The organism is Dechloromonas sp. ARDL1 (assembly GCF_051122455.1).
Lineage (GTDB): Bacteria > Pseudomonadota > Gammaproteobacteria > Burkholderiales > Rhodocyclaceae > Azonexus.
Genome location: NZ_CP168939.1, coordinates 201,410 through 221,785, shown reverse-complemented (window position 1 = coordinate 221,785; position 20,376 = coordinate 201,410). Strand labels below are relative to the sequence as shown.

At 59.9% G+C, this 20,376-nt stretch carries 24 protein-coding genes; 18 read left to right on the top strand and 6 right to left on the bottom strand.

What is annotated here, in order from left to right; genetic code table 11:
* Positions 1 to 27 precede the first annotated feature (27 nt).
* The 5 genes from fliS to AB6Q56_RS01080 are packed head-to-tail and all read left to right on the top strand — an operon-like array spanning position 28 to position 3,059.
* Positions 28 to 435 (top strand): flagellar export chaperone FliS, encoded by a 408-nt coding sequence (gene fliS, locus AB6Q56_RS01100; RefSeq protein WP_434515369.1) that lies wholly within the window; start codon positions 28 to 30, stop codon positions 433 to 435.
* Positions 436 to 454: 19 nt separating this feature from the next.
* Positions 455 to 775, top strand: a complete 321-nt coding sequence (locus AB6Q56_RS01095; RefSeq protein WP_434515368.1) for a hypothetical protein — start codon at positions 455 to 457, stop codon at positions 773 to 775.
* The gene (locus AB6Q56_RS01090; protein ID WP_434515367.1) at positions 772 to 1,893 is read left to right on the top strand and encodes a flagellar hook-length control protein FliK; all 1,122 of its coding nucleotides are present in this window, start codon (positions 772 to 774) and stop codon (positions 1,891 to 1,893) included. Before AB6Q56_RS01095 ends, AB6Q56_RS01090 begins: the two co-directional genes overlap by 4 nt.
* Positions 1,890 to 2,183, top strand: coding sequence for an EscU/YscU/HrcU family type III secretion system export apparatus switch protein (locus AB6Q56_RS01085; RefSeq protein WP_434515366.1), 294 nt, complete (start codon positions 1,890 to 1,892; stop codon positions 2,181 to 2,183). The genes AB6Q56_RS01090 and AB6Q56_RS01085 overlap by 4 nt, the downstream gene beginning before the upstream one ends.
* Before the next feature lie 48 nt (positions 2,184 to 2,231).
* On the top strand, positions 2,232 to 3,059 hold the full coding sequence (locus tag AB6Q56_RS01080; RefSeq protein WP_434515365.1) for a flagellar brake protein: 828 nt from the start codon (positions 2,232 to 2,234) through the stop codon (positions 3,057 to 3,059).
* Here the strand turns inward: AB6Q56_RS01080 and fliE are convergent.
* From fliE to AB6Q56_RS01065, 3 genes are read right to left on the bottom strand one after another with little or no spacing between them, the layout of a single operon-like run.
* Positions 3,056 to 3,379, bottom strand: a complete 324-nt coding sequence (gene fliE, locus AB6Q56_RS01075) for a flagellar hook-basal body complex protein FliE (protein ID WP_434515364.1) — start codon at positions 3,377 to 3,379, stop codon at positions 3,056 to 3,058. The genes AB6Q56_RS01080 and fliE overlap by 4 nt on opposite strands.
* 47 nt (positions 3,380 to 3,426) lie before the next feature.
* Positions 3,427 to 4,797, bottom strand: coding sequence for a sigma-54-dependent transcriptional regulator (locus AB6Q56_RS01070; protein ID WP_434515363.1), 1,371 nt, complete (start codon positions 4,795 to 4,797; stop codon positions 3,427 to 3,429).
* On the bottom strand, positions 4,790 to 5,962 hold the full coding sequence (locus tag AB6Q56_RS01065; protein ID WP_434515362.1) for a sensor histidine kinase: 1,173 nt from the start codon (positions 5,960 to 5,962) through the stop codon (positions 4,790 to 4,792). The genes AB6Q56_RS01070 and AB6Q56_RS01065 overlap by 8 nt, the downstream gene beginning before the upstream one ends.
* Before the next feature lie 133 nt (positions 5,963 to 6,095).
* Between AB6Q56_RS01065 and fliF the strand changes: the two genes are divergently transcribed.
* Genes fliF through fliR form a run of 13 tightly spaced genes read left to right on the top strand, consistent with a single transcriptional unit; the run spans position 6,096 to position 16,855 of the window.
* Positions 6,096 to 7,847, top strand: coding sequence for a flagellar basal-body MS-ring/collar protein FliF (gene fliF, locus AB6Q56_RS01060; protein ID WP_434515361.1), 1,752 nt, complete (start codon positions 6,096 to 6,098; stop codon positions 7,845 to 7,847).
* Positions 7,837 to 8,841 carry a flagellar motor switch protein FliG gene (gene fliG / locus AB6Q56_RS01055; protein WP_434515360.1) on the top strand — a complete coding sequence of 335 codons (1,005 nt, stop codon included), beginning with the start codon at positions 7,837 to 7,839 and terminating at the stop codon, positions 8,839 to 8,841. Before fliF ends, fliG begins: the two co-directional genes overlap by 11 nt.
* Before the next feature lie 3 nt (positions 8,842 to 8,844).
* On the top strand, positions 8,845 to 9,567 hold the full coding sequence (locus tag AB6Q56_RS01050) for a flagellar assembly protein FliH (protein WP_434515359.1): 723 nt from the start codon (positions 8,845 to 8,847) through the stop codon (positions 9,565 to 9,567).
* Complete coding sequence (gene fliI, locus AB6Q56_RS01045) at positions 9,549 to 10,967, top strand: flagellar protein export ATPase FliI (RefSeq protein WP_434515358.1); 1,419 nt, start codon at positions 9,549 to 9,551, stop codon at positions 10,965 to 10,967. Before AB6Q56_RS01050 ends, fliI begins: the two co-directional genes overlap by 19 nt.
* Before the next feature lie 6 nt (positions 10,968 to 10,973).
* The gene (gene fliJ / locus AB6Q56_RS01040; RefSeq protein WP_434515357.1) at positions 10,974 to 11,432 is read left to right on the top strand and encodes a flagellar export protein FliJ; all 459 of its coding nucleotides are present in this window, start codon (positions 10,974 to 10,976) and stop codon (positions 11,430 to 11,432) included.
* Between the two features lie 53 nt (positions 11,433 to 11,485).
* Positions 11,486 to 12,544, top strand: coding sequence for a flagellar hook-length control protein FliK (locus AB6Q56_RS01035; RefSeq protein ID WP_434515356.1), 1,059 nt, complete (start codon positions 11,486 to 11,488; stop codon positions 12,542 to 12,544).
* A 30-nt stretch (positions 12,545 to 12,574) separates the two neighbouring features.
* Positions 12,575 to 13,141 carry a flagellar basal body-associated FliL family protein gene (locus AB6Q56_RS01030; RefSeq protein ID WP_434515355.1) on the top strand — a complete coding sequence of 189 codons (567 nt, stop codon included), beginning with the start codon at positions 12,575 to 12,577 and terminating at the stop codon, positions 13,139 to 13,141.
* 6 nt (positions 13,142 to 13,147) lie between these two features.
* Positions 13,148 to 14,164 (top strand): flagellar motor switch protein FliM, encoded by a 1,017-nt coding sequence (fliM, locus tag AB6Q56_RS01025; protein ID WP_434515354.1) that lies wholly within the window; start codon positions 13,148 to 13,150, stop codon positions 14,162 to 14,164.
* The gene (gene fliN, locus AB6Q56_RS01020; protein ID WP_434515353.1) at positions 14,157 to 14,597 is read left to right on the top strand and encodes a flagellar motor switch protein FliN; all 441 of its coding nucleotides are present in this window, start codon (positions 14,157 to 14,159) and stop codon (positions 14,595 to 14,597) included. Before fliM ends, fliN begins: the two co-directional genes overlap by 8 nt.
* Before the next feature lie 59 nt (positions 14,598 to 14,656).
* Complete coding sequence (fliO, locus tag AB6Q56_RS01015; RefSeq protein ID WP_434515352.1) at positions 14,657 to 15,061, top strand: flagellar biosynthetic protein FliO; 405 nt, start codon at positions 14,657 to 14,659, stop codon at positions 15,059 to 15,061.
* Positions 15,054 to 15,800: a flagellar type III secretion system pore protein FliP gene (gene fliP / locus AB6Q56_RS01010; protein WP_434515351.1), complete on the top strand. Its 747-nt coding sequence runs from the start codon at positions 15,054 to 15,056 to the stop codon at positions 15,798 to 15,800. The genes fliO and fliP overlap by 8 nt, the downstream gene beginning before the upstream one ends.
* The gene (gene fliQ, locus AB6Q56_RS01005; protein WP_434515350.1) at positions 15,797 to 16,066 is read left to right on the top strand and encodes a flagellar biosynthesis protein FliQ; all 270 of its coding nucleotides are present in this window, start codon (positions 15,797 to 15,799) and stop codon (positions 16,064 to 16,066) included. The genes fliP and fliQ overlap by 4 nt, the downstream gene beginning before the upstream one ends.
* 3 nt (positions 16,067 to 16,069) lie before the next feature.
* Positions 16,070 to 16,855 carry a flagellar biosynthetic protein FliR gene (fliR, locus tag AB6Q56_RS01000; protein WP_434515349.1) on the top strand — a complete coding sequence of 262 codons (786 nt, stop codon included), beginning with the start codon at positions 16,070 to 16,072 and terminating at the stop codon, positions 16,853 to 16,855.
* A gap of 3 nt (positions 16,856 to 16,858) precedes the next feature.
* Here the strand turns inward: fliR and AB6Q56_RS00995 are convergent, their stop codons facing one another.
* From AB6Q56_RS00995 to flgK, 3 genes are read right to left on the bottom strand one after another with little or no spacing between them, the layout of a single operon-like run.
* Positions 16,859 to 17,317: a hypothetical protein gene (locus AB6Q56_RS00995; RefSeq protein ID WP_434515348.1), complete on the bottom strand. Its 459-nt coding sequence runs from the start codon at positions 17,315 to 17,317 to the stop codon at positions 16,859 to 16,861.
* On the bottom strand, positions 17,314 to 18,273 hold the full coding sequence (gene flgL, locus AB6Q56_RS00990) for a flagellar hook-associated protein FlgL (RefSeq protein ID WP_434515347.1): 960 nt from the start codon (positions 18,271 to 18,273) through the stop codon (positions 17,314 to 17,316). Before flgL ends, AB6Q56_RS00995 begins: the two co-directional genes overlap by 4 nt.
* An 11-nt stretch (positions 18,274 to 18,284) precedes the next feature.
* Positions 18,285 to 20,354, bottom strand: coding sequence for a flagellar hook-associated protein FlgK (gene flgK, locus AB6Q56_RS00985; protein ID WP_434515346.1), 2,070 nt, complete (start codon positions 20,352 to 20,354; stop codon positions 18,285 to 18,287).
* Between the last annotated feature and the right edge of the window lie 22 nt (positions 20,355 to 20,376).

The window sequence follows — 20,376 nt, the reverse complement described above, 5'->3', positions numbered from 1 at the left end:
CGTTGCCTCCATTCGCCTGTCCTTGCCATGTTTTCTGACCCGATTGCCTCCTACCGCCGCATGGACCTTGAGTCCGACGTATTGGGTGCCGATCCGCATCGACTCATCGTGCTCCTGTTCGATGGCGCTGAGGCGGCCCTGAACAGAGCACAGGCCTGTCTAGCCGCCAAGGATATCAACGGCAAATCCGAAGCCTTGGTCAAAGCCATCGAAATCATCAACGATGGCCTTGCCGCCAGCCTGAACACGGAGTCAGGCGGTGAACTGGCAGGCAACCTCAAAGCGCTCTACGACTATATGGTTTCCCGTCTGATTCATGCCAATGCACACCTGGACCCAATCGCCGTCTCCGAGGTCCAGAAGTTGCTCGCAGAAATCGCCGGAGCGTGGCGAGAGCTGGGCGTCAAGCTCAGACAGCCGTCGCAACCGGGCTGAACCCAAAGGACTCATCCACATGCTCGCGCCGGGAGCCTCCTCAAAACCTGATTTGACTGCCATCGCTTCGCTACTGACCCAGCTAATAGCACAAGCGGATGCGGGGAACTGGGAAGCCGTCGTACTCATGCAGCCCGAGGTGAGCAAACGGCTGGCTGAGCTTGAGCGCCAATACCAAACACCGGTCGCTGCCATTAACACGCCTGCGGCAGATCAAACCCGGCTAGCCGAAATAGTCACGTTGATCAACAGGGCGGAATCAGCATGCGCCACACGGCGCGACCAGATAGCGCCGCTGGTCGGTAGCCTGAAAGCACTCCCCGACGCGATCAAGGCATGATCCCCCCAGACGTCGCCAGCGCGCTGCGACTGCAACTTCCGGATCAGGCCCGCATTGCGGCAGAACAGCCGCAAAACCAGCCGGTTGCCTCCATCCAGCGCCTGACCGATGCGCTGACCAATCTGGCGCCCGGACAGCGCATCATGGCCGAAATACAGGCCTTGCTACCGAACGGCACCTATCGCGCCGTCGTCGCCCAACGCAATGTCACACTGGCGCTCCCTTTCTCCGCCAAGCCCGGCGACGCCCTTGAACTGGAAGTCGCCGAGACCAACGGCAAACTTACGCTGGCTTTCGTCGCCAATCGTGCGGATGGCGGTGGTGCCACAGCATCGCCCTACGAATCGGTACCGACCACATTGAGCCCGACAGGACGACTGATCGGCCAGCTGATCGGCAACAAGGAAAATGAAGGTCAGCGAGCGGCACCCGCGCCGCTCAATGGCAGCCAACCCCTGGTGACCGACATGCCGAAAACCGGTGCGGAACTCGCACCGGTACTCAAGCAGGCGCTGACCCAAAGCGGCATGTTCTACGAAGCACATCAAGCACGCTGGGTGGCCGGCCAGATACCGACCGAAACCCTGAAACTGGAACCACAAGGAAAACTTTCCTCTACAGCGCAGCCGCTGAATGCGGCAGCCGCCACCGAGGTGCAAAACGCTGCTGCGCCCAACACCGCAAACCCAATGAATACAAGCGGGACTGTCGGTAACACACCGGAGGCCAGAACGGTCGGCAGCCACGTACCAGAAGGCGTAGCCTCGCTGGTTCGGCAACAGCTGGACGGCTTGGCAACGAACAATTTCACCTGGCAAGGGCAGATATGGCCCGACCAGCAAATGCAATGGGAAATTGCCGACGCCCCCGATCGCCAAGGAGCAGGAGAGCTTGACGCGGAACGGGAATGGCAAAGCCGACTCAAGTTGAGTCTGCCTTCGCTGGGCTCGCTGGACGTCATGCTGCGCCTGCAACCGGGGGGTAAAGTCGCCCTTGCAGTAAATGCGGATTCGGACGGCACCGAGGATCGTCTGCGCGGAAATATCGAACGACTGCAACAGCAACTGTCATCGGCCGGCCTTGAGCTTGCCCAGATCAGCATCAGCCATGAGCCATGAGCCCGGCAGCGAATGACTCGGTGCGCGAGGCAATCGCCCTCGCCTACAGCCAAACCGATGCAGCCCCGCGGGTGGTGGCCAAGGGCAAAGGACTGATTGCGGAAAAAATCATCGCGCGAGCCAAAGAACATGGCGTCTATGTCCACGAATCGCCCGAGTTGGTCGCGCTGCTAACCCAGGTCGACCTGGATGAGCATATCCCACCGCAACTCTACATGGCGGTTGCCGAGCTCTTGGCATGGCTGTATCGCATCGAACACGGAGAAAGCGCACCAGCACGCGATGTCTGACTGGAAGCCCCATCAACGGATATGCATGAAGCAACGCAATGCTTTACCATGACCGGATTTCGCTCGACAGTGATTAATGGCATGCCTTCAAGTTTCAACGAACAGACGCCACGCGAATTCGAAATTGACCGGTTCGACGAGTACGCCCAATACGCGCTGGATCAACCGCAGGAAATTCACCACTACCTCGGCCAACTGGCAAGACATGGTGAACTGATCAGCGCCTACCTCGACGATGGACGCCAGAGCTTCCTGACCACCCTGCTGGCGATCGACACAGAGCGCGGCGAACTGTTTTTCGATCCGCCGCAGTCGCCGGAACAATCCATCGCTGCCCTTCAGGCGCGCCAAATCACCTTCATCGTCAGGATCGATCGAGTCAAGGTGCAGTTCCGACTGAACACCCTGCAGGCGACAAGCCACGACCAACGCCCGGCGCTCAAGGCAGCAATACCGTCCATGCTTCTGCGCCTGCAGCGGCGCGAGCATTTTCGACTGGAACCACCGGGCGGCATACCCATCCGCTGCAGCATTGCCATCGCTGGCAAAAACTCCGGTACAAACAGCCACGACCTGCCCGCCCTCGACATCAGTGGCGGCGGCATAAGCCTGGAAGCGCCGATCGATTTGCTCGACGACCTCGAGCCGGGAAGCATATTCAAGGATTGCCGCCTGGAAATTCCAGAAGAGTGCGTTTTGCAGATCAACCTGCAAGTGCGCAAGGTCGTGGAAATCTCATCACCGGAGGGTCCGCACACCCTTCGTATCGGCTGCTCTTTCGTCGGCGTCCCCGCCATGCGGCTGGGCATGATCGAGCGCTACATCACCCGCATCGAACGCGAGCGCACCGCCAGGAATTCCGGACTGGTCGATTAGACCTGGATGTTCATCACATCCTGATAGGCAGAAACCAGCTTGTTACGTACCTGAACCATTTCCTGGAATGACACGCTGGCCGTCTGCAAGGCGATCATCACCTCATGAAGGTTCTGGCTGGTATCGCCGGCGGCAAGTTTTTCCGCCATCTGGTTGGCCTGCCGCTGGGTTTCATTCACCTTGTCGATGGAGCTCTGCAAAACCTGGGCAAAATCGGGACCGCCGGCAGCCGGCGCGGCGGGTGCCGCGGCCTTGCCGGATGCTTGTGCCGCCGTGCTGCGCAGCGCAGTCAACATTTGTTCGATGCCGTTCGTATCCATGATGTGCTCCAACCCATACGGCAATTAACAAGCAATTCTCAGGCCAATTAACCTTCGAAATACCCTTCATCGCGATACTGCTGCAGTTTATAACGCAAGGTACGCTCCGATATACCCAAGCGTTCGATCGCCTTTTTACGCGAGCCCCCCACTTCAGCGAGCGTACGCAAGATATGGTCGCGCTCCAAGTCCTTCATATTATCGACCTTTTTTGCCGATTCCGTCATGCCAGCCGAAACAACGGCGGCAGCGGAAATCGGGGCCGCAAGCACCGCCGCCTCGACCGGCCGGACCACCAGATTCAAGGCTTCCGGCCCGATGACACCGCTCGACGCCATGATCAGGGCCCGCTGGATAACGTTTTCCAGCTCGCGAATATTACCCGGCCAGGCATGGGCGGTCAGCGCCGCTTCGGCACCGGGCGACAGCGACATGCCGGTTCGCCCGAAGCGGCCGCCATGTTCAGTCACGAAATGCCGGGCAATGGCAACGATGTCCTCCGGGCGCTGCCGTAGCGCGGGAATGGCAATGGGAAATACGTTCAGGCGGTAATACAGGTCTTCCCGAAACACGCCCTTGGCAACCGCCTCCGCCATATCGCGATTGGAGGTTGCGACAATGCGGATATTCAGCGCTACCGGTTTCTTGCCGCCGACCCGCTCTACTTCACGCTCCTGCAACACCCGCAGTAATTTGGCCTGGAGCGCCATGGGCATCTCGGTCACCTCGTCGAGCAGCAGCGTACCGTCCTGAGCCTGCTCAAACTTGCCGGCCTGCGCCTGCTGGGCACCGGTAAACGCCCCTTTCTCGTAGCCGAACAAGGTTGCCTCAAGCAGGCTGTCCGGTATCGCCGCGCAGTTGATGGCGACGAAAGGCCCTTCCCGGCGCGCCGAATGACGATGAATGTAGCGAGCGACCACTTCCTTGCCAACGCCCGACTCACCAGTAAGAAGCACCGTTGCGTCGGTCTGCGCGACCCGCTGGGCGATGGCGAACAGTTCGCGGCTGGCCGGATCGTTGGCGACAACGCCCGCCCCGCCCTCCGACGCCGGCAATTCGTATTTGTTGATATGGGCAAGCAGCGCCTGCGGCTCAAAAGGCTTGAGCAGGAAGTCACATGCCCCCGAGCGCATGGCATCGACCGCCTTGTCGACCTCGGCATAGGCTGTCATCAGAACCATCGGCAGGTGCGGCAGGCGCGCGCGAACTTCCTTCAGCAATGTAATGCCGTCCATCGGCATCATACGCACATCGCTGACCACGATGGAAAATGCCCGCTCCCCCAGTACCTTGAGCGCAGCCTCGCCGCCATCGACCGCGACATAAGCGCGCCCGGATAATTCGAGCGTATCGCCGATGGCCTCACGCAGGCTGGGATCATCCTCGACAACGAGGATGGGCAAGCGATGATCAGACATTCTCTTCTCTTTCTCTCTCTACCGGAGCAACCGGCAGGGTCAATACGAATTCGGCCCCTTCGCCCGGCTCGGACACCAGATCGATCGTCCCGCCATGAGCACGCGCCACACCGAGCGCAATCGCCAGCCCCAATCCCGTACCCTGCCCCTTGGTGGTGAAGAATGGCTCGAAGATGCGTGCCTGGGTCTCCCGGGAAATACCCGGGCCGCTATCGCGCACCCCGATCAACAACAAATCGCCTTGCCGATTGCCGGACAGGCAAATTTTGCCGCCCCCCGGCATGGCTTGCATGGCGTTCTCCAACAAATTGACCAGGGCACCGAACAAGGCCTTGCGGCTACCGACGATGGCCGCCCCCTGACAGGCGTCGTTCACAGCAAATTCCAGTCCATGCGCACGCATCAGCGGCTCGACGGTCTGCGCCGCTTCGGCGAGCAGATCGCCAGCCCCGATCACATCGCGGCCGATGCTTTCGCCGCGAGCGAAGAGCAAGACATCCTGAATCAGCCGCTCCAAGCGCCGCAGCTGTCCGCTGGCCTTTTCCGAAAAACGCGCCCGCGCATCGTCGCTCATGCCTGGCTGACCGAGATTCGACGTGTAAAGCAGAGCGGCAGCAAGTGGCGTCCGCAACTGGTGGGCCAGCGATGCCGCCATCTCACCCATGGCTGCCAGTCGCTGATTGCGCTCCAACTCGGTCTTCATCTGGTGCGCCGCCGTCACATCGTGCACCAGCAATATCTTTCCACCGGCCGACGGCAATGCGCTCTCGGCGATCGAAACCCGCCCGCCGCCGCACAACCATTCGCCAACGGCCAATGTCGGCTCAAGGTGATCGCGCGCCACATCGCCCCAATGACGACCGACGGCGCTCTGCCCGAAAAGGGCAATCGCGGCCGGGTTAAGCGCCACCACGACGGCATTGGCGTCGAGCAGAACAACACCGGCCGGCAGGGCGTCGAGCAGGGACGAGAGACGCTCGGAGAGTGCTTCCTTTTCCTGAAATTGCCGCCGCAACTCGCCGTTGGCCACCGCCAGTTCCTCGGTGAGCGACGTCACACGCGCCTGCAACGCTTCATATGCCTGGGTCAACTCGGCCGAAACCTGGTTGAACATGGCGAAGGCACGCTGTAATTCGGCTGTCTTGTTGTCTGGCTCTGGCGTCACGGGAATTGCCTGGGCGAATGGCATTGAAAAAAGATAGGGTGAATTCAGGCGCGGTAATAGTAGAATATTTCTAGGAAAATTTGGCTTCTCAATTGATTCTTCTTCTGTTTCACCGAATTTCAACCGAATATTGATGGCAGCAACTACCGAGACGACAGCAGGCAATGCACCGGCCACAAATCCGGCCGAGCGTCTGCGCGACGCCTTCAACCGGCTCGGCAGCCAGCAGAAGATCGTCCTCATGGTCGCCCTTGCCGCCATCATCGCGGTCATCATTGGTACCATCCTGTGGAGCCGCCAGCCTAACTGGAAAGTCCTGTTTTCCAACCTGAACGAGAAAGATGGCGGCTCAATCGCCGCCGTTCTCGAGCAGCAAAACATCCCGCACCGCTACAGCGATACCGGCGCCCTGCTCGTTCCCGCCGAACGCGTCCATGAAGTTCGCCTGAAACTCGCCTCGCAAGGCCTGCCGCGTGGCGGCATGGTCGGTTTCGAACTGATGGAAAACCAGAAATTCGGGGTCAGCCAGTTCGCCGAGCAGGTCAATTACCAGCGCGGCCTCGAGGGTGAATTGGCCCGTACCATCCAGTCCATCGGCTCGGTTCAGTCGGCCCGCGTTCACCTGGCGATTCCCAAGCCCTCGGTTTTTGTTCGCGAAGAGCAGAAGCCGACAGCCTCCGTGATGCTCAACCTCTATCCCGGTCGCAATCTGGAGGCCGCTCAGATCGCCGGCATCACGCACCTAGTGTCGTCAAGCGTACCGCAATTGCCGGCCGCCAACGTTACCGTCATCGACCAGAGCGGCGCGCTGCTGTCCCAACTCAAGAGCAAGTTGACCGAAGCCGGCCTCGATCCTGCGCAGATCAAGTATGTACGCGAGGTTGAGAACAGCATCATCAAGCGTATCGACGAAATACTCGCCCCGCTCCTCGGGCAGGACAATTTCAAGGTACAAGTTGCCGCCGACGTGGATTTCTCGCAGACAGAGCAGACCGCCGAGAGCTTCCGCCCGAACAACACGCCGGAAAGCAGCAGCATCCGTAGCCAGCAAAGCAATGAGTCGGCCAACGTCAATCAGGCGGCCGGCGGCGTTCCCGGCGCGTTGACCAACCAGCCGCCGGTGCCGGCTACCGCCCCGCTGACCACGCCGGCCACCGGCAACGTACCGGGCCAACCCGGAAAGCCAGGCGAGTTACAAGGCAAGCTCGATGCAGCAGGTGTCACGGCCCCGCTGAATGCCGCCGGCCAACCGATCAGCACCAGCAAGAACACCACGATCAATTACGAGCTGGACAAGACCATCCGCCACACCCGCCAAGGTATGGGCAATATCCGCCGCCTGTCTGCAGCGGTTGTCCTGAATCACCGCAAGGAGGTCGACAAGGCCGGCAAGCAGATCACGAAACCGCTGCCCGACGCGGAAATGAAGCAGATCAACGAACTGGTGCGCGAAGCGATGGGTTATAGCAAGGAGCGCGGCGACACCCTGTCGGTCGCCAACGCGCCCTTCACCGCCGTCGATAAGAGCGACAACGAACTGCCGGTCTGGAAGGATCCGGAGAATGTCTCGTTTGCCAAGGATATCTTCAAATACCTGCTGATCGCGGCCCTCATCGGCTTCCTGTACCTGAAGGTCATTCAGCCGCTGCTCAAAACGATGTTCCCGCCGCATCACGAAGGCGAGCGGCATGGCGCCGGAGAAGGGCCGGGGGGTATCTTCGGCGGAGCGCTCCAGGGCGAGGAAGAAGGTGGCGACGAGGGCGCCACCCAGGTGCACATCGACCATTACGCGGTCAAGGTTCAAAAGGCACGGGACATAGCCGACAAGGACCCGAAGGCCATTGCCAACATGATCAAGGACTGGATGGGCGTCAATGGCAACTAGCCCCGAGGAAGGACTCGAAAAGAGCGCCACGCTGCTCATTGCGCTCGGTGAAGATCGTGCGGCGGAAGTGCTCAAGCACCTGGGGCCACGCGAGGTCCAGAAGATCGGCCACGCCATGGCGTCGCTCAAATCGGTTCCCCGCGCCAAGGTCGAAGGCATCCTGGACGAGTTCCTCCAGATATCCGAAGAGCACGCGGCCGTCCATGTCGATACCGACAACTACGTCCGCTCCGTGCTGACCAAGGCGCTGGGCGACGACAAGGCTTCCAACCTGATTTCGCGCATCCTGCAGACAGGTGAAACCTCGGGTATCGAGGGCCTGAAGTGGATGGACGCAGCGACCGTCGCCGACCTGATCAAGAACGAACACCCCCAGATCATCTCCACCATTCTGGTGCATCTGGAACACGACCACGCCAGCGAAATCCTCAATCATTTCACCGAGCGCCTGCGCAACGACGTGGTTTTGCGAATCGCCACCCTCGAAGGCATTCAGCCTGCCGCCTTGCGCGAACTGAACGAAGCCATGATGCGCATCCTCGCCGGCTCGGCGAGCGTCAAGCGGACCGCGATGGGCGGCGTGCGGACTGTTGCCGAGATCTTGAACTTCATCGGCACGGCCAATGAGACCTCGGTGGTAGACGCCATTCGCGAATACGACCCCGATCTCGCCCAGAAAATTCTCGACGAGATGTTCGTCTTCGAGAACCTCATGGATATCGACGATCGCTCGATCCAGCTGATCCTGCGCGAAGTCCAGTCTGATTCTCTGATCCTGGCCCTCAAGGGCGCCTCTCCCGAACTGCGCGAGAAAATCTTCAAGAACATGTCGCAGCGTGCCGCCGAAATGCTGCGCGAGGATCTGGAGTCGAAAGGCCCTGTCCGACTCTCCGAAGTGGAGGCCGAACAGAAGGAAATCCTCAAGATCGTTCGCCGTCTGGCGGACGAAGGCCAAATCGTCCTCGGCGGAGCCGGTGGCGAACAGATGGTTTAAGCGATGTCGCGCATCATTCCCAAGGAGCAGTTGGCCGGCTATCAACGCTGGCAGATCGGCTCCTTCGACAAGCCCGCCGCGCCAAGCGCATCGGTAACCGGCGAAGCGGGTGGAGCGCCGACAATCCAGACCACGACCGAATCCGGTTCAATTGATACGGATACGGTCGTCGACATCCCCTTCCCAACCGCTGAGGATCTAGCACGCATCAACGATGCCGCACGCACCGAAGGCTACCAGATCGGCTACGAGGAAGGACTGGCCGCAGGCCAAGCCGAATTTGCCACACGCACGGCGGAGCAAGCCGAACAGTTTTCGACGATCATCGGCAACCTTCAGGTTTCACTGGCCCACCTCGATCAGGAAGTATCTGACCAATTGCTCGACCTCGCCCTCGAGATCGCCTCACAAGTGCTCCGCAGCACGCTCAAGGTCGAGCGTGAACGCCTGCTGCCGACCATCCGAGAAGCCCTGGCCGAGTTGCCGATGCACCACGGAGCGATCTCGCTACACCTCAACCCGGCAGATGCCGAAGCGCTCTCCGCAATTCTCAAGGACCAACTGACCCATACCGGTGCCCATGTCGTTCCGGACACAGCGGTAGCCGAAGGCGGCTGCCAGGTCAGGGCAGGCAGCAGCGAAATCGATGCCTCGATCGAAACGCGCTGGCGGCGCGTCCTTGAGGCGATCGGCATTGAACCGACAGAATGGCTGACCAAGACCTGAGCACTCCGCCGCCCGACCATATCGGTCGCTGGCGGCGTTTTCTGGCCAACTGCCAAGCTGCCGCGAGCCAAGCGCAACCCCTGTGGGCAACCGGCCGCCTGACGCGCATCAACGGATTGGTCATGGAGGCTTCCGGCCTCAAGCTGCCGCTCGGCAGTACTTGCCGCATCATCCCCGGCAGCGGAACGCCGGTGGAAGCCGAAGTCGTCGGCTTCGCCGGCGAAAAAATCTACCTGATGCCATCCGACGACGTCTTCGGCCTCGCCCCCGGCGCCCGCGTCGAGGCTGTCGATGTGCCACAAGCCGGACCGCGCGTGGACGTTCCCCAATTCAAGCGGCGCCGCGCGATCGATCGAGCCAAGCAGGTGCCGGTGGGAGACGAACTGCTCGGACGCGTCGTCGATGGCGTCGGACGCCCGCTCGACAACAAGGGCCCTCTCGCCATTTCGATCACGCGTTCATTGCAGAGCCGCCCGTTCAACCCGATGATGCGGGCAGCCATCGACCAGCCGCTCGACGTCGGCATCCGGGCGATCAACGCCCTGCTCACCGTCGGACGCGGCCAGCGAATGGGCTTGTTCGCCGGATCCGGCGTCGGCAAGTCGGTTCTCCTCGGCATGATGGCGCGTTATACCGAAGCCGAAGTCATCGTTGTCGGCCTGATCGGCGAACGGGGACGCGAGGTCAAGGAATTCATCGAACAGATCCTCGGCGAGGAAGGCATGCGGCGCTCCGTCGTCGTGGCTGCACCGGCCGACACCGGGCCGCTCATGCGCCTGCAGGGCGCCGCCTACGCGACGACCATCGCCGAGTACTTCCGCGACCAGGGCAAACAGGTCCTGCTGATCATGGACTCGCTCACCCGCTTCGCCATGGCCCAGCGCGAGATTGCGCTCGCCATCGGCGAACCGCCGGCCACTCGAGGCTACCCGCCATCGGTTTTCGCCCGCCTCCCGCAATTGGTCGAACGCGCCGGCAACGGCCCGGAAGGCGGCGGCTCGATCACCGCCTTCTACACCGTACTGGCCGAAGGCGACGACCAGCAGGACCCGATTGCCGACTCGGCACGCGCCATTCTCGACGGCCATATCGTGCTCTCGCGTACGCTGGCCGATGCCGGGCACTACCCGGCCATCGACATCGAACAGTCGATCAGCCGCGCCATGGTCAACCTGATCGATGCGCCACATCTCGACCAGATACGCAAATTCAAGGTGCTCTTCGCGCGCTATCAACGCTCTCGCGACCTGATCTCGGTCGGCGCGTATGCGCCGGGCTCCGACCCCGTACTTGACCAGGCCATCGCCCTCTACCCGAGAATGGAAGGCTTCCTGCAACAGCAGCTTGCCGAACAGGCAGACTTTCCGGCCAGCCTCGAATCACTCAGAACGCTGCTTTGATAACCCATGGCCCAGACATTTTCGCTGCAACCCTTGCTCGATCTGATGCAGAGTCGCACCGACGAAGCCACGCGAACCCTTGGCAAGTTGATTGCAGCCGAGCAAAGTCAGCGCAGCCGCCTGCAGATGTTGGAGCAATATCGAGAGGAATACGCCCAACGGTTGCGGGAAGCCGTCGCTCAAGGCATCACCCGGCTGGTCATGCTCAACTATCAGGATTTCCTGGCCAGAATCGACGAAGCCATCGAGCAGCAACGGCTCGCCGTTAAGGACTCCGAGCGCAACACCAAGGCCGGGCAGGAGCATTGGCAAAGTCAGAACAAGCAATTGAAGGCGATCGACACCCTGTCCCAGCGACACGATGCCCGCGAGCGCTATCGTGAAAACAAGATCGAGCAGAAATTGCAGGACGAGTTCTCCACACGCAAATACGGCACCAAGGATCCTGCCGACCCGGACGCCTGACAGGCACACATATTGCTGACAGCTGGCTGAACAATCTTTTCAAGGATCTGGCCATGGGCCTGAGTGTCATTTCGCAGCTGGCGACCGTCGCCAGCGCAAACCCTGCCACCGCCGCAGGCGCCGCAAACAGTGCGCCGCCAGGGGATTTCGCCGCCCTGCTGTCAGGCCAATCCCTTACAGCGCTCATAGCGGGAAGCGATACCACGCTTACCCTAAAAATCGCGGCCGACGATACGAGCAAACAGGACTCACTCACGGGCGATGCAACTGCCGACGCCGGCGTATCCGTACTCGATCCGGCAGCGCTCATCGCCATGCTCGGCTCAACCCAGACCCAGCCCACGATCCGCAGCGATGTTTCAAATGGCGCATTGAACGACGAAGCGCTCGCCAATGGCTCGGGCACCCCATGGGTAGGCGGAAGCGAGCCGAAACTGCGGGACATGCCCGCCTCCGACAAGATGCTGTCCTCACAGAACAAGCTGCAGGGTGTGCTGAACACCACAGAACAATTGACGAATGATTCTGCACCGGCAAGCAAAGCGGCGCTCGATACGGCAAATATTGCCGCCGCCGGCCAGCAAGCCGCCAGCAGCCTCCCGGCCTTCAGTGAAGCGATTGCCGCCTCGCTCCATCAACGGGGCGTCGCACCAGGCACACAGCCGCACGCGAGCAGCATCCCAGCTCCCCTGCATAGCCAGGCATGGTCACAGCAGTTCAGCGAGAAGGTGGTCTGGATGGCCAACCAGGAGGTGCAAAGCGCCCAGATCAACATCAACCCGCCACAACTCGGCCCCGTGCAGATCACCCTGAATCTGAGTGGCGATCAGGCAACCGCCATATTCGCATCGCCCCACGCCGACGTGCGCCAAGCAATCGAAAACTCGCTCCCCCAACTGAAGGAAATGCTCGCCTCCGCCGGCATCAGCCTCGGTGACGCCAATGTTGGGGCAAATCTGGCGCAACAAAACCAGAACAGCCCGCTCCCGACGCCAAACAGAACCCAAGCAACGCTTGAAAACGCTATACTCCCGGCCAATGACAATGCGCCAGGCGCAGGTGTCGCAACGCCCCTGCAGCAAGGCCGGGGCCTTGTAGACCTGTTTGCCTGACGGACCAGGAAACGCCAGACAGGAGGGAACATGGCCAAGGATGCCAAGCCAGCGGAAGAAGGGGCGGAAGTCGCCCCGAAGAAAAGCAAAAAACTGTTGATCATCATCTTGGCTGTTGTTCTGGTGGTTGTCCTGGCCGGCGGCGGTGCGGCCTTCATGCTGCTCAAGAAGGGCGATCACGAAGAAGGCGATGAAGAAGTCGCCGAAGAAACTGCAAAACCCAAGAAGAAGGATAAGAAAAAGGAGGCCCACGCCGCACCGGTCTTCGTCAATCTCGACCCCTTCACGGTCAATCTGGTTCCTGAAACCGGCGATCAGTACCTGCAGGTAATCCTCTCGCTCGAACTCGAAGATCCCGCAGCCGACCCGCAACTCAAGGCCTTGACGCCCAAGATTCGCAACAACATCACCTTGCTGCTGTCTTCCAAGAAGGCGTCGGAGTTGTTGCCGAAGGAAGGCAAGGAGAAACTGGCCGAGGCGCTCAAGGACGAGATCAACTCGGTAATCGAGCCACCCAAGAAGAGCAAGAAGGGCGAGGTTGCCGCTCCCGAAGGCCCGGTCAAAGCCGTTCTTTTTACTTCTTTCATCATCCAGTAAGGAGCCATGGCAGGCGACTTTCTCTCTCAGGATGAGGTTGACGCGCTACTCAAGGGCGTCACCGGTGAGACGGACGAACCTGAGGACAGCGCAGGTGAAGGCGGAGGTGTTCGCGCCTACAACATCGGCACCCAGGAACGGATCGTCCGCGGACGGATGCCGACCCTGGAATTGGTCAACGAACGCTTTGCCCGTTACCTGCGCATCGGTCTGTTCAACTACATGCACCGGAATGCGGAAATTTCGGTCGGTCCGATCCGCGTCCAGAAATACAGCGAGTTCATCCGCAACCTTGTCGTCCCGACCAACCTGAATCTTGTCGTTGCCAAGCCTTTGCGCGGTACGGCGCTTTTCGTATTCGACCCGAACCTTGTTTTTCTGGTGGTCGACAACATGTTCGGGGGCGACGGACGCTTTCACACACGCGTCGAAGGACGGGACTTCACACCGACCGAGCAGCGCATCATCCAAGGCCTGCTCAACGTCGTCTTCACCGAATACAGCAAGTCCTGGAAACCGGTTTACGACATCAGCTTCGAATACATCCGCTCGGAGATGAATTCGCAGTTCGCCAACATCGCGACCCCCTCCGAAATCGTCGTATCGACTACCTTCACGCTGGAATTCGGTGGTGCGACGGCAGACATGCACATCTGCTTTCCCTATTCGATGCTGGAGCCCATTCGCGACCTCCTGTACAGCACCATGCAAAGCGACCAGCTGTCTTCGGACAAGCGCTGGATTGGCACCCTGCGCAAGCAGCTGCAAGGTGCCGAAGTGGAAATCGTGGCCATGCTGGGCTCGGGGAGGGTATCGTTGGGACAGATCCTCAAACTCAAGGTCGGGGACGTCATTCCCCTGCACATCCCTGACAAGATCGAAGCCTTGGTCGATAGCGTTCCGTTGATGGAATGCACCTACGGCCAGCAGAATGGTCAATACGCTTTGAAGGTCGAGCGATTCATCGCCGCCTCGCCGGAACATCCCAATACGGAACCGGCACCAGGAGAAAACAATGGCTGACGAAATGGAAAACATCGAGAGTAACGCTGCCGAAGATCAGATCAGCGAAGACGACTGGGCTGCCGCCATGGCCGAACAAGCCGTTTCCGACGCCCCGGCCGAGCAGGTCAATGCCCAGCCGGCGAACATTTTCCCCTCGTTTGGCGGAGCCGGCGGCAATGCCGGGATGATGAACGAACTCGACATGATCCTGGATATTCCGGTTCAGATCACCGTTGAGCTAGGGCGCACGAAGATCACTATCAAGAACTTGTTGCAGCTTGCCCACGGCTCTGTCGTCGAACTCGACGCCATGGCCGGCGAGCCGATGGATGTCATGGTCAACGGCACCCTGATCGCCCAGGGCGAGGTTGTCGTGGTCAATGACAAGTTCGGCATCCGCCTGACCGACATCATCACGCCATCCGAACGGATGCGTAAGCTCAATCGCTGAACGCGCTGTGGAGTTTCGATTAAGATAGCGGGCTACGACCTCCGCTAGCGAAACCCGCCTTGTCACGCACTCTACTCCTGCTCCTCCCGGCCGCCGCCCAAGCCGGCGAAGCCGTTCAGCCGGGCGTCTCGCCAGGGACCTACCTGCAGGCCGGTTTTGCCCTCGCCCTCATTGTCGCCCTGCTCGCGGCAACCGCCTGGCTGGCCCGCAAGGTATCAGCCGGCAAGGGCTTCGGGCAGGCCGGCATGAAGGTTATCGGCGGCGTCGCGCTCGGTCCGCGCGAGCGCATCGTGCTGGTCGAAATCGGCAATGACTGGTTGGTCATCGGCATTGTGCCCGGCCAGATTCGTACGCTGCACCGACTGGATAAGGGCAGCCTGCCCGAGGCGCCGCCCGCCTCGGCGTCCGAAAAACCGTTTGCCCAATGGCTGCAAACCGTCGCCAATCGCTCGCACCATGATTAAGCGCCTGCTTGCCTCGCTCCTGCTGTTGCTACCTGCCGGACTGGCACTGGCCCAGGCCGCCGGCGGCCTGCCGGCGATCACCAGCTCGCCGGCCGCCGGCGGCGGAACAACCTACTCGCTGACGATCCAGACGCTGCTGTTGATGACGGCGCTGACCTTCATCCCGGCCTCAGTGCTGATGATGACCGGCTTTACGCGCATCGTGATCGTGCTCTCCTTGCTGCGCCAAGCGCTGGGTACGCAAACCACGCCGCCCAATCAGGTCATCGTCGGGCTGGCGTTGTTCCTGACTTTCTTCGTCATGAGCCCGGTGCTCGACAAGGTCTATACGGAAGCCTATCTCCCGCTGTCGGAAAACAAAATTAACGTCATGCAGGCAGCCGAACGGGCAGCAGCGCCGATGCGCGGCTTCATGCTCAAGCAGACGCGCGAAGCCGACCTGGCGCTGTTCGCCGGCATCGCGAAGATCGACAAGATAGAGAAGCCTGAAGACACGCCGCTACGCATTCTGATACCCGCCTTCGTGATCAGCGAACTCAAGACCGCCTTTCAGATTGGTTTCATCCTGTTTATTCCCTTCCTGGTGATCGACATGGTGGTCGCCAGCCTGCTTATGTCGATGGGTATGATGATGATGTCCCCGGTGATGGTTGCCTTGCCGTTCAAGTTGATGCTCTTCGTTCTGGTCGATGGCTGGCACCTGATCATCGGCTCCCTGGTTCAGAGCTTTACGCCATGACGCCGGGAACCGTCATGGAAATCGGCCGCCAGGCCATTGAAGTCACTCTGCTGATTTCGGCGCCGCTACTCGTCACAGCGCTGGTTGTCGGCCTGATCATCAGTATTTTCCAGGCCGCGACACAGTTGAACGAATCGACCTTGCAATTCGTTCCCAAGCTGGTCGCCATGTTTGTCGTCTTGCTACTGGTCGGCCCGTGGATGCTGCAGTATCTGATCGACTATATCCAACGCCTGTTCGGCAGCATTCCACAACTTATCGGCTAACCCATGATCAGCGTTGGCTCCGCCCAGATCGATGCCTGGATCGTCGCCTTCATTTTTCCGCTGAGCCGCATCCTGGGCTTCATCGCGACGGCCCCACTGTGGAGTACCGCCGGAGTACCTAAACGTATCCGTCTGACTATCGGCATTGCCATTGCCGTCGCCCTCGCCCCCGGTTTGCCACCGATGCCGGAGGTACAGCCTGCTTCGCTGACCGGACTGTGGATCATGGCGCAGCAGATGATGATCGGCATCGGCATGGGCTTTGCCGCCAAGATTGTCTTTACCGCGTTTCTATACGCGGGTGAATTCATCGGAAACCAGATGGGGCTTGGGTTTGCAACCTTTTATGATCCATTGAGCGCATCGCAAACGCCCGTCGTCTCGGAATTCTTGAACCTGATTGCCTTGCTGCTCTTCCTGTCGATAAACGGCCATCTGCTCTATCTCGCAACCCTGGCCCAAAGCTTTTCGGCCATTCCCATCAGCAGCATACCGGTCGGTGCGGGCTCCTGGCTGAACATTGCCGAACTCGGCAGCAAGATATTTTCAGCCGGGCTGCTACTCTCCCTGCCGATCATGGCGGCACTGATGATCACCAACGTCGCGCTGGCCGTATTGACGCGTGCCGCACCACAACTGAACCTTTTCGCGCTGGGCTTCCCCCTCACATTACTCGGGGGCTTCCTGATCCTGGCCATCAGCTTGAATTACCTGGCCTCGCCATTTCAGGGCATTTTCCTGGTCGGACTCGAGTCTATGCTCGGGGTGATCGTTCCCGGCAAACCGTAGCACTCAGTTCAACATGAACGAGTCGGCCTGCTGGGGCTTGACCAGTTTGATCGTTCCTTCGGCAACACGCCGGGCACCGATGGTCTGCGAATCGATACCTTCGTTGTATTCGAGAATCTGGTAGCCGCCAAAACCCTGCTCACGCTGTATCTGGTTGGCCCTGCGCTTGAGTATCTGGATCGATTCGCCCGAGCCGCCGGTATGGTAACGCTTCATCTTCATCGAAAAACGATACGTCTCGTCATCCAGACGCGCCTCCTCGATTTCCCAGTTCGGCGCCAGCGGGTCGTAGTAGGCATAGACTGCTGCACCAACCAACAGTGTCGTCAGCGATACCGAGGTATGCGCTGTCAGGCGAATCGCCTGATCGGGAATCAGCGGCGAGCCGCCCGTTCGACCGGTATTAGTGCAAGCGGACAGCGTGACACAAACGAGCAGCCACGTTAAAACGCTCTTTTTCATAGGATATTGAACAAGCTCAACTGGCTGATTTCCTTGAACGTCGTTTGCGCTGCTTCAAGCTGCACCTTGTAGTTCGCAAAGCGCGAAAGGGCTTCGGTGTAGTTAAGATCCTGCAGATCGGAAAGACGCTGGGTGTACTGCAGGTCGCGATCCTTGCTACCCTCGATCAAGGTCTCCAGAGCGTTCTGGCGCGCCCCAACTGTCGCGCGCACATTGGCGACGTGGGAAATGGCCGAGCGCAGGTCGCCGATGGCCTGGTTGTACGCGCCAGCCGTATAGGGAACGCCGCTGGTTGGATCAAGAATGTCGATCATGTTCTGCAGACTGTCGAAAACGCTGCGGCCAACGACATTGCCTGAGGCATCCTTGACACGCATGAATACGTCGAGGCCATTCTCGCTGACAGCCATTTCGGCAGACTGGGACACCAGCAACGACTGTTGCCCAGCATCGCCATTGTAGTTAACCAGCGTCCCGCCACCCAGCGCGTAGGGTTGCGTCGCACCGACATTGGACTGAAAAGGCTGGGTCGTGGACTTGAAACCGGCAAAGATATAGAGGCCGGTCCCATCCTGGGTATTGGCCAGGCTGACCAGATTCTGCATGCGCTTTTTCAACTCGGCAGCGAGCATGCCTCGATCCGAGGCGCTGTAGGTCGGATTGCCCGCATCGCTTGCCCGCGCGAAGATCGCGTCGAGTTCGTTGTTCACGCTGCTCAGCGTTCCCTCCAGGAAGGTCAGTGACGACAGTGCAGTATTCTGGTTGTCGAGCATCTGGGCAGTAACGCCCTTGGACTGCTCCACCTTGAGCGCTTCCGAGGCCGCAATCGGGTCATCGGCCGGCGTCAACACGCGACGCCCTGTGGACAGCTGATTCTGGGTCTTGTACAGATCAAACTGCCGGTCCTGGATACCCTGCTTGCCGCTGGTGAAAATCATCGATGTACTGACGCGCATGAATTTTCTCCTTATCTACCCAGCGACAGGATGGTATCGAACAGCTGATTGCCGATCTCCAGTATCTTGGAGGATGCCTGATAGGAGCGCTGGAATTTCAGCATTTCAGCGGCTTCTTCATCCAGATTGACCCCGGAAAGCGCTTCGCGGGCTGATGTTGCCTGCTTGAGCACGGACGTCTGGGCATCCATCTTGACCTTGGTTTCCCGGGTCATGATGCCGTTGTCGGCCACCAGACGGGCAAAGGCAGCCTGGTAGGTTGCCGTGCCGCCGGAAACGGTGTTCTGCGTCTGCAGTTTGGCAAACAACACCGCGTTCCGGCCGTCCTGAACCCCTGCCGTGTTCTGCTGCACCGTAAACTGGTCGCCAACAGCCGGGCTACCTTTGATATCGAAGTTCATGCCGGAAAAGGCAACATTGGATAGCGTCGCCCCTCCTTTAACCAAAACGGTCCCGGCAACACCGATATCGGGTGCGGGGGCAGGCGATCCGTTGGCATAGGAATAGGTCACATCCCATGTACCGGGTACAGCCCCCGCAGTTGCGGTCGCATTCAACCCATTGGAATAGCTCGCAGTCCAGGGGCTCGGAATACCATTGAGGGTGGTGGCTGTCGCACTCAGCGTCACAGGCAATCCGGCTGCGCTGTAGCCCGTCGTCACGCTACCTTGCGAGATAGTCATCGAACCGGTATTGGTCTGCGCTGGAGCTGTACGGACCGGGGCAGCAGCTGCAATCAGCCGAGGGTCGGAGGCAATCCGGCTATCAACATTGATCGTCATCGCCGCATCGGCTACCGGCTTGATCACGAAGGTATCGCCACTATTGCCGACTGCACCGATAGTGACCGCCACGCCATCGACCGTGACCGAGCCGGCACCGCTGCCGCTGGCGACCGTCTGCTTATCACTCAGGCGGGTGATGGTGTAGGCACCGGCGGCACCGAAGGTCACCTGATAGTTGCTGTTGGTCAGATTGGTATAGAAGTTTCCGGAATTACTTGGTGCGGCAAAGCTTGCTGATACGGAACCAGCGCCTGTGTTGCCGGCGTTCGGCAAAACCATGGGAGAGGGTACGGAGAAAAAATTGCCGACGAAGCCAACACTCCCCGAAATATTGCCCTGCAGATCCTGACCCAGCGTGTGCTGGGCGTTGAAGGTGAGCGCCACGGAGGCAGCAATGCGGCCCAGCTCGTTGCCCACCGAATCCAGTGAACGATTGCGAAAATCAACCAATCCGCCCAGCTGTCCGCCGACAATCAGCGAGTCCGGCATCTGCAGCGTCCCGCTGTTGGTCTGCAGGCCAACGACGATCTTCGACGGGTCCGACGTCGAGGCGGTAGCCGTCAGCTGCATCACTTGCGAGCCGACAACCAACTGCTGGCCATTACCGATGTAGACGTTATAACTGCCGTTGGAATTGGTGCTCGTCTGCACCCTGATTCGCTTGTTGAGTTCGCTGACCAGTTGATCGCGCTGGTCGAGCAGATCGTTGGCCGGCTGTTGATAGGCGGCTTCGGCAACCACGATCCGTTGATTCACATCGGCGATCTGGGCTGCATACGCGTTGATTTCGCTGACGGCATCCGTGATGCGGCCATTGACCTCGTCGGAAATTTCGCTGATGCGGCTCTGGATGTCTTGAAAACGGGTGACGAGGGTCTGCGCACTGCTGATCATCGACTGCCTAGCCGGCAGGAGCGATGGGTTTGAGGCAACCTGCTGCACGCCAGCAAAAAAGCTCTGCAGCGCGGGCGAGAGACCGGCATTGGGATCGGCCAGCAAGTTGTCGATCTGGCTGATTTCGCTATAGAAGGCATCCAGCTGGCTGACCTGGGTCTGGGCGGTATTCACCTGCGAATTGACGTAGCTGTCGTACATCCGCTTGATGGTCTGGACATGAACGCCCTGCCCCATGGCGCCAGCCCCGGTATTGACCGCGATATTGGTCGCCTGCGTCGTTACCTGGCGGCTATAGCCCGGCGTATTCGCGTTAACTACGTTGTGCTCGACCGTCAGCAAGCCCGCTTGTGCTGCCGCGATACCACTGACGCCAATGCTGAAAATTCCTGTACCCATCATGTCACCTCTAAGAGGTTAACGG